The sequence below is a fragment of the uncultured Subdoligranulum sp. genome, from assembly GCF_937890665.1.
Genome location: NZ_CALADU010000167.1, coordinates 1 through 8,038, shown reverse-complemented (window position 1 = coordinate 8,038; position 8,038 = coordinate 1). Strand labels below are relative to the sequence as shown.

At 53.4% G+C, this 8,038-nt stretch carries 5 protein-coding genes; all 5 read left to right on the top strand.

Annotation, left to right across the window (positions count from 1 at the left end; translation table 11 throughout):
- The coding region (locus Q0526_RS09660; RefSeq protein ID WP_298732961.1) for an N-6 DNA methylase at nt 1–4,664 on the top strand (4,664 nt) is incomplete at its 5' end.
- A gap of 57 nt (nt 4,665–4,721) precedes the next feature.
- Nucleotides 4,722–5,045, top strand: coding sequence for a hypothetical protein (locus tag Q0526_RS09655; protein WP_298732959.1), 324 nt, complete (start codon nt 4,722–4,724; stop codon nt 5,043–5,045).
- A gap of 8 nt (nt 5,046–5,053) precedes the next feature.
- Nucleotides 5,054–5,773: a CAP domain-containing protein gene (locus Q0526_RS09650; RefSeq protein ID WP_298732957.1), complete on the top strand. Its 720-nt coding sequence runs from the start codon at nt 5,054–5,056 to the stop codon at nt 5,771–5,773.
- Nucleotides 5,774–5,783: 10 nt separating this feature from the next.
- Nucleotides 5,784–6,113: a BlaI/MecI/CopY family transcriptional regulator gene (locus Q0526_RS09645; protein ID WP_298732955.1), complete on the top strand. Its 330-nt coding sequence runs from the start codon at nt 5,784–5,786 to the stop codon at nt 6,111–6,113.
- Nucleotides 6,114–6,239: 126 nt separating this feature from the next.
- Nucleotides 6,240–8,038: hypothetical protein (locus Q0526_RS09640; RefSeq protein ID WP_298732953.1), on the top strand; the 1,799-nt coding region annotated here is incomplete at its 3' end.

The window sequence follows — 8,038 nt, the reverse complement described above, 5'->3', positions numbered from 1 at the left end:
GCTATCTTGGCTGGGGCGGTTTGGCAGATGCCTTTGACCCCAGCAAGGATAACTGGCATACCGAGTACGAGCAGCTGAAAACCCTACTGACAGAGGACGAATACGCCGCTGCGCGGGAATCCACGCTGACTGCCTTTTACACACCGCCTGCGGTCATTCATGCTATGTATCGTGCCTTGGAGCATATCGGCTGTGTGGGCGGGAATGTGCTGGAACCCAGTATGGGTGTCGGCGCGTTCTTCGGCCATCGGCACAGCAAATTCGATACCCACAATGCCAAGCTGTACGGCGTGGAGCTGGATAGCCTGTCCGGGCGCATTGCGCAGCAGCTTTACCAGAAAGCAAAAATTCAAATTACAGGGTATGAAAAAGCCGACCTGCCAGACAACTTCTTTGACCTCGCCATCGGCAATGTGCCGTTTGGACAGTATCAAGTCAGCGACCGCCGGTATGATAAGCTGCACTTCCAAATTCACGATTACTTTCTAGCCAAGACGGTAGATAAACTGCGTGTCGGCGGCGTTATGGCGTTCATCACCACTTCCGGTACACTGGATAAAAAGTCCGAGGACGTGCGCCAATATCTCGCAGCCCGGTGTGACCTGATCGGCGCAGTACGTCTGCCCAACACCACGTTCAAGAGCAATGCCGGTACGGAAGTGACCTCCGACATTCTGTTTCTGCAAAAACGCGGCAGAGTCTTGGAGCAGGACGCACCGTGGATACATGTTGGAGAAACAGAAAACGGAATCCCGCTGAACCAGTATTTCATCGACCACCCAGAAATGGTCTGCGGTGAAATGCAGATGGTCAGTGGTCCCTATGGAATGCGCTCTACTTGTGTGCCGAATGAGCAAAGCCCGCTGGCGGAGCAACTGGATGCAGCGCTTTCTACCCTACACGCCGAGTACACATTGGTGGACGAACAGGAATATGCCGAAGAAGAAAGCGGCACCATTGATGCGGACCCCAATGTGCGCAATTTCAGTTATACGGTAAAGGATGACGTCATTTACTACCGCGAAAATTCCAAGATGCGTGTGGTAAAGGGCGGAGAGACCGCGTTAGCCCGCATCCGCGCACTGGTGCCCCTGCGGGATACCTGCCGTGAGCTGATCGATGCCCAGTTGGAAAACTTTCCGGATGAGTATATTCAAAAGCTGCAAGCCCGTCTGAACGACCAATACGATGCTTACCGCAAGAAATATGGGCTTATCAACAGCCGTGGCACGGCATCCGCATTCCGCGAGGATTCCGGCTACTTCCTGCTCTGCTCCTTGGAAGATCTGGACGATGAGGGAAACTTCAAGGGCAAGACGGATATGTTCACCAAACGGACGATGCGCCCCGCACAGGCAGTAGACCATGTGGATACCGCAGAAGAATCACTGGCGCTCAGTCTCTCCGAGCAGGGACACGTTGACTTGGGGTATATGTCCAAGCTGACCGGAAAAACCACAGAAGCCATCATCAATGATCTTACAGGCATTATCTTCCGTGACCCGGTAAAAGTCGATACCAATGGAAATCCCATCTACCTGCCTGCGGATGAATACCTGTCCGGGAACGTCCGTGAAAAATTGCAGGCAGCAAAAGCGGTGGCGACGAATGATCCTCAATTTCAAGTCAATGTGGCAGCACTTGAAAAAGTACAGCCCAAGGACCTGGAAGCCAGCGAGATCAGCGTCCGCCTTGGCGCTACTTGGATTCCCGCAGAGTATGTGCAGCAGTTCTTAGAGGAACTGCTGGATGCGCCTTACTATACGCGGCGGATGGTCAAAGTGGAATTCGCTGCGTATACCGGCAGCTGGGCCATTACCAACAAGAAATTTGGTGACGGCAATATCAAAGCAACGGTGACCTACGGTACGAACCGCGCCAATGCCTACCTGATTGCGGAGAACGCCCTGAACCTGCGCTCTACGCAAATTCGGGATAAAGTTACAGCTGCGGACGGAAGCGTTTCTTGGGTGCTGAATAAGGAGGCAACGCAGGCTGCACAGGAAAAGCAGCGCCAGATTTGTGAGCAGTTCCAAGACTGGATTTTCAAGGAGCCGGAACGCCGCCAGCGATTGGTCGCCATCTACAATGAAAAATTTAACGCGCTGCGTCCCCGCGAGTACGATGGCAGTCACCTGAAATTTCCGGGCATGAACCCGGAAATCACCCTTCGCCCGCACCAGTTGAACGCCATTGCCCATGTGCTGTACGGCAACAATGTCCTGTTGGCGCACGAAGTGGGTGCGGGCAAGACGTATGAAATGGTGGCCAGTGCCATGGAGAAGAAACGACTGGGGCTTTGCAGTAAAACGCTGATCGTGGTTCCCAACCATTTGACCGAGCAGATGGCATCCGAAGCGCTCCTGCTCTATCCAAACGCTGAAATTCTGGTAGCAAAGAAAACAGATTTCAAAAAGGAAAACCGCAAGAAATTCTGCGCCCGCATTGCGACCGGCAACTATGACATCATCGTTATCGGGCACAGTCAGTTCGAAAAAATCCCGCTTTCGGCAGAACGCCAGCATATGTACCTGCAAAGGCAGATTGATGACGTCATTGACCAAATCGCACTTTTGAAAAGCTCTCGTGCTGAGAATTTCACCATCAAACAGATGGAGAGGACACGGAAGCAGCTCAAGAAAAAGCTGGACAAGCTCAACGACCAGCAGCGCAAGGATGACGTCGTCACCTTTGAGGATCTGGGCGTTGACAGCCTGATGGTGGATGAGGCACATTATTTCAAAAACGCCATGATTGCCACCAAAATGCGCAATGTTGCGGGCATTTCCCAGACAGAAAGCCAGAAAAGCAGTGATATGCTGATGAAGTGCATGTATCTGGACGAAGTGACCGGCGGACATGGTATCGTGTTTGCGACCGGTACACCCATATCTAACTCCATGACGGAAATGTACGTCATAATGCGCTATCTGCAAAGGGGCTTGTTGGAAAAAGAGGGCTTGCTCAACTTCGATTCGTGGGCATCGACCTTTGGGGAAAGCATTACAGCGATTGAGCTTAACCCAACTGGTACAGGATACCGCACAAAAACCAGATTCGCGCGATTTTATAATCTGCCGGAACTGATGAGCCTTTTTAAGATGTCTGCGGACATTCAGACCGCCGATATGCTGCATTTGCCGGTGCCGGAACTGGTGGGCGGCAAGCCCACCAATGTGGTGTTACAGCCAAGTGAAGTCCAGAAAAGAATGGTCAAAGGCTTGGCAGACCGCGCCGAAAAGGTCCGAAGCGGAAAAGTGCAGCCCACGGAAGATAATATGCTGCGCATCACCAATGACGGCAGAAAGCTTGCACTGGACCAGCGGCTCATGAACCCTTTATTGCCGGATGACCCCGGCAGCAAGGCCAACGCCTGTGTGGATAAGGTATATGAAATCTGGGAAAAGACCAAGGAGCAGCGCTCCACTCAGATGATTTTCTGCGACCTCAGCACCCCCAAGGAGGACGGCTTTGACGTATACAACGATGTGCGCGATAAGCTGGTTGCCAAGGGCATCCCCAAAGAGGAAGTGCAGTTCATCCATGATGCGGATACCGAAACAAAAAAAGCTGAACTATTTGGAAAAGTCAGAAATGGCACTGTGCGCGTCCTGATGGGCAGCACCCAGAAGATGGGCGCTGGTACCAACGTACAGACCCGGCTTATTGCGTTGCACCATCTGGACTGCCCATGGCGACCTGCTGATATTGCCCAGCGCAACGGACGCATGGTCCGCCAAGGCAACCTGAACAAGGAAGTTTCCATATTTATTTACGTTACAGAGTCAACTTTTGATTCGTACAGCTGGCAGCTTGTCGAGAATAAACAGAAGTTTATTTCGCAGATTATGACGTCAAAATCCCCAGCCCGCAGCTGCGAGGATCTGGACGAAGCTGCGCTCACCTATGCCGAAGTCAAGGCTTTGGCAGCGGGTAACCCCATGATCAAGGAAAAGATGGACTTGGACATTCAAGTGGCGCGGCTGCGGACCCTGAAAGCTGCCTACACCAGCCAGCATTACCGATTGGAAGATGCGATAGCCGTGGCTTTCCCGCGCCAAATCAAAGGAACCGAGCATCGAATCCGTGCATTTGAGCAGGATATTCAGACAGCAAAAGAACACCAGTCTTATGATGCCGATAAAAAGCTCATCTTTTCTATCGAGTTGGACGGGAAAACCTACGATAAGCGCGAGGATGCAGGTAAGGCGCTGCTGGGGCTTGTCGGTGCAGCAGTGCGGGCAACGAAACCTGTGCCGGTAGGTCACTATGCAGGCTTTGAAATCACAGTCGAATATAAACCGCTGGAAAAGGTATTCCATGCCCACCTTGTTGGCGAGGCAACGCACACGACAGAACTGGGTAATGATGCTGCCGGCAACATGATTCGCTTCCAAAATGTAGTTTCTGCTCTGCCACAGGACCTGAACCGACTACATGGCAGTCTGGAACAGCTTACAAAACAGCTTACCAATGCAGAGGAAGAACTGAAGCAGCCGTTCTTGCAGGAGCAGGAACTGAGCGATAAAAGTGCCCGCCTTGCCGAGCTGGATGCCCTGCTGAATGTGGGCAATGATGCACCCATCATTGAGGGCGAAGCGGAAGAATTGGAAGAAGAACCGGAAGATGCACTGATTCAATCGGATGATGAATTGGAACGGTAAATCGACAGCCTTGCAAAATAAAATCATTCCTGTATGATGAGGGTGGAGGTGGAAATTATGCTGATTCAACTTAGAAAAAATGTCGCTTTACTCTGGATTCTCAGAATCCTTGCGGTGCCGGTCGTGCTGGTGCTCTTTGCTGCGGGCTTTCTCCTCAATCTCCTGTACGGAGTTGTGGGAGCCTTTGGCGGGTTGTTGTCTCTCCTCGGCGGTGTTGCTGCTATGCTGGCGCTGCTGGATGGCTGCTATGGGGAAGCAGCAGCTTCTGTCGCCGTTGCATTCCTGATCAGCCCGATTGCGCTGCCGCAGTTGCTTATGTGGGCGGGCAATCTCCTGATTTGCGCCGCGTCCGCGCTGTACACTTACCTTTATAGATTGTGAGGAATCGAATGAAAAACTCTATGTTGATTTTGACCCTTATGGTTGCTGCCCTATGCGGATGCGCCGCGCAGCAGCCGACAACCCTTGAGACCCCCGAAACCATTGTGCTGGTGGAGGTCACGCCGGAAACCAGCAGTGGAGCAACGCCGACTGCCACTCCTGCGCCAACGCCTGATCCGACGCCGGTACCAACGGCAGAGCCTACCGCAACACCGACCCCCACCGCAGCCCCGACTGCGAAACCTACCCCAGCTCCTACTGAGGCTCCTGCCGCAACCGCTGCACCTGTGCAGCAGGCGGAGGCATCGCAGCAAGTATCCATGAGCTATGGTGCAGTTCCGTTTGACCTTGCAGCAGGGACTGACGAGTGGTGGAGCATTGACAGTTCCGATTCGGCTTACTGGGCGGTAGCGGAAAATATCAACGCCATGCGCGCCGCGGCTGGTCTGCCTGCGCTGACCGTAGATGGTGGCTTAAGTTCTATTGCAAACTCCCGTTGTGATAGTTTTGCATCTGGTGGCTCGTTTGACCATTCCGGTGCCGTCTGCGGTGAAATCATTGCAGCCGGTCCGTTTGCATCCGCAAGCAGCGTTTGTGCTGCATGGCAAAGCAGCCCCGACCACTACGCCAGCATCGTGTCGCCCAACTATTCCAGCATGGGAATCGGATGCTGGTTTTGCAGCACGGAAGCAGGACAGTATACCTATTGGGCAGTAACTTTTCAGTGAGGTCATAAACATGGAACGAAAAAAGACAAGGCTGAACGAGTCCGAAATGAAAGTTATGCAGATTATCTGGAACGCCGGGCACCCCATTACAGGGCAGCAGGTTCTAGGCCAGATCACCGAGCAATACAAAGGTTCGTGGCATCCGCGAACGATTTACCCTCTGATGAGGAAACTAAGCGAAAAAGGGATGATCCGTGATGTCGGCGGTGCCCGCGTAGGCAAAGTCTATGCGCGGCAGTTCCTGCCTGCAATCAGTCGCCCGGAGTATATGGCGCTGAGAATCATGGAAACACTGCCGGAAGCAGAACTTCCGCAGTTTCTCAGCTACTTTTCCTACTAAGTGACAATTCGTATAATAGCTTTTCCCGGCAGCAATGCCGGGACTTTTTATTGGCTTTCCAGCGTCTGTACCCACAGGCGCTGTTTTTATATAGATGAATTTTGACAAAGAAAGGACTTGTGTGCAATGAATCACAAATTCAAAATGAGGCAGCGCGTTACAGCCCTTTGCATGGCGGCGATGATGTGCTGCGGTATGCTCCCCTATGGGGCACTGGCGGAGGACAGCGCAACGCCGGAACAGGCGGCAACGCAGGAAGCAAAATCCGAAAGCGATGCCAACAGTACCGCAACCCCGGAAACAGCCGATGAATCCCCGGACGAGGATGCTCCACAACAGGAACCTGAAACCGAGGGCGACACTGGCGGCAGTGACGAACTGTACGAAATCTGGCATAAGATGTACCCCAGCTTGACGCAGGAGCCGACCGGATATTATCTGGATTCCTATGGCCTACCGGTACTGGTTGGTGAAACCAAAATCAGCATTGAGGGCTGGGGCAATGAAGATTACAGCAGCGTCAGTGATGATTCTTTCCAGCAGGTGGCGCTTGATGCTGCACTTCTGGATGCGGACAGCACGACTGCTGCGTTCCCGCACATGGATGGCGAGGACTACGCCATCGTGCCTATCAGTATGCAGGTTATGTACCCCGCCAGCGGCAGCAGCGCGGACATTACGCTGCCCGATAACGTCGAGCTGCTGGGATATAGCTTTACCAGCGGCGATTTGACCCCCGCAACCGAAGAAGAACGCCAGAGCCAGTTGCATTATGAATTCTCTGAAATTTCCGCAAGCGTGGCGGGTATCTTTGTGAAAGCCAGTGAGGATTTCAGTGTCACCATGACTTACACGGATGCAACGCAGACACTGACGAAAACCGTCCATGTTACGCTGGACGATTCCGCACCGGTGCCGGGTATTTTGCAGGATCGCTTTGCACAGGAAACGCAGGTTGCAATGTGTTCGGCGGATGAAGGTATTGCAACTTACGCCGGATTGCAGGTTACCCAGTGCGTGAATACATCGGTTGGTTGGATGAACTATCTGGGCGGTCAGCCTGCCCTCTGCGGTGATCGCGGCAAGTGGGCATGGGGACCCGGTGCCACCTATAAGAACAAATACCCACCGGTAGCCAATTATACCCCCGCCGGTCAGGTGTGGGTCGAAGCTGAATACTTCAACAAAGGCTGGGTGCCGGATCAGGCCACTTTGTGGTCGAAAGGCTTCAATAACGGTGCGCCTGCGGTTGCGAGTCTTGCCTTAGATGCAGCAGATAACGCAACAGACAATTACCTCGCACTGCTGTCTTGGCAGGCAGAACAGTATCCTGACAGCATCGCTGCCGAGATCGTCAATGCACCGGAAGCCTATGCGGCACCGACCGGCAAGACCGTGTATGTGGGCACGCTGTATACGCCCAGCAATGCTGCATGGCAGCGCTTTGTGGTTCTGAACTATACCCCTGTTGTGCTTAGCGGCGACAGCGAGATTCCCGGCTTTGAAACCGGTGGCGAATCGGTGGATAAGCCGTGGAGCGCCAGCTATGAGCGCAGCGAGTCCTTGGATTTTTCCTATACGGTCAATACCGACAAAATCCAACTGGACACATTGGAAAAAGTGGATGGCGCAGGCATTGAAATTGCACCGATCCTTGATGGCATCCCTGCCGACATTGACGGCGGCAGCTGGACAATTACACCGGATGGGATGCAGTCCGTCACGACCAGCGGACATACGGCAGATGACAATTACCACCTGAACGGCGGCGATGGTTCTGTAACATGGACGGTGCATTTCAGCGTCAGCAAGTCGGCCTCCCAGAGCGGCAGCATTACCGCCAACAGTGAGCAGGACGCCGATGCACAGGCATCCGCCGCACAGTCTGCTGCACAGAGCGCCTGCGAAGGTCAGGTCAACGGGGA

Excerpts from the sequence above, each read along its gene's own strand:
- Q0526_RS09655 (WP_298732959.1), top strand. The coding sequence starts at position 4,722 with ATGCTGATTCAACTTAGAAAAAATGTCGCTTTACTCTGGATTCTCAGA.
- Q0526_RS09650 (WP_298732957.1), top strand. The coding sequence starts at position 5,054 with ATGAAAAACTCTATGTTGATTTTGACCCTTATGGTTGCTGCCCTATGC.
- Q0526_RS09645 (WP_298732955.1), top strand. The coding sequence starts at position 5,784 with ATGGAACGAAAAAAGACAAGGCTGAACGAGTCCGAAATGAAAGTTATG.